Annotated in this window: 1 protein-coding gene; it reads right to left on the bottom strand. The window is 45.2% G+C overall.

The genetic code is table 11. The features are described 5' to 3' along the window. Position 1: 1 nt before the first annotated feature. A protein-coding gene (locus ACVWVQ_RS14260; protein ID WP_148203181.1) for an IS630-like element ISSoc15 family transposase occupies positions 2–948 on the bottom strand; the annotation gives its coding sequence in 2 pieces (ribosomal slippage) (positions 2–612 and positions 612–948; 948 coding nt in all). Positions 949–1,004: the final 56 nt, after the last annotated feature.

Below are 1,004 nucleotides of genomic sequence, written 5' to 3'. Positions count from 1 at the left end.
CTCAAGGGGTACAATAGCAGCACTTAGCAAACCAACTTCGGAAGGAGGATGGATTGATCAGTAGTAAAGAAGTCTTCACTATCTGCTCCATGCTATATTTCCCAATTCTGCAAAGCTGCCGAATAAAATGCTTCAACACCGACCACATCATCTCAATGGGATTCAACTCCGGCGCATACACAGGCAGGTATAGGATTCGTGCTCCTGTACCCCTAATCAATTCCTCAACTTCCCGACTCTTGTGGATATTTAAATTGTCCATAATCACAACCTTCCTCGCATCTAGCTTCGGACATAGCTCGCTTCTCAAAAACTCCAAAAAATCTCCTTTCTTCATCCCACCCTTGATGACACGACAGCCAACTACACCTCTCAAGGAAATAGCTCCAATAACCGTATACTTTTCACCCTTGTATCTCTGACGATAATGATAAGCCCTTTGACCACGTAAACTCCGAGATACTCTCCGCTCCATTCCCTCCCAGACTCCCGTCTGGTCGATGGCAATCAAATCCTCCGCTGGAATATTCCTGACTTCTTGACTATAAGCTAGTCGTTCCCTTTGCACCTCCTCTTCTTTGACTTTTGCACTGCGGTAGGTCTTTTTTTTAGAGTCATTCCTTGCTTTTTCAAGAAATTATGTATCGTGACGATGCTTACATTGATTCCTAAGCGCTCGCGCAACAGTTCTTGATACTGCCACAGGTAGAAGTCTGGGTGTTCTGTAATAATTGCCATCACTTCCTGCCGATGTTGTTCCAAAATGCCCACTCGCTTGGTGCCTGCTTTCTTAGGGGCTAAATCTTGAGTTTGTTGGTACTGACGCACCCAGCGGTGTACTGTTCTTTTGGTCACCATGAAGCGTTTAGCTACCTGGCGGATGGAGGTGTTACCTGCCTGATAGGCTGCTACAACTCTTTGCCGCAAATCCAAAGAATGAGTCGGCATTCCTTTCTCTCCTTCCTCTTGAATACCTGTACCCTATTTTAAATTAAAAGGCTGTA

The sequence above is a fragment of the Thermostichus sp. MS-CIW-36 genome (assembly GCF_054059035.1).
Note: the sequence above shows the minus strand (reverse complement) of the source record. Positions and strands in the feature narration are given on the sequence as shown.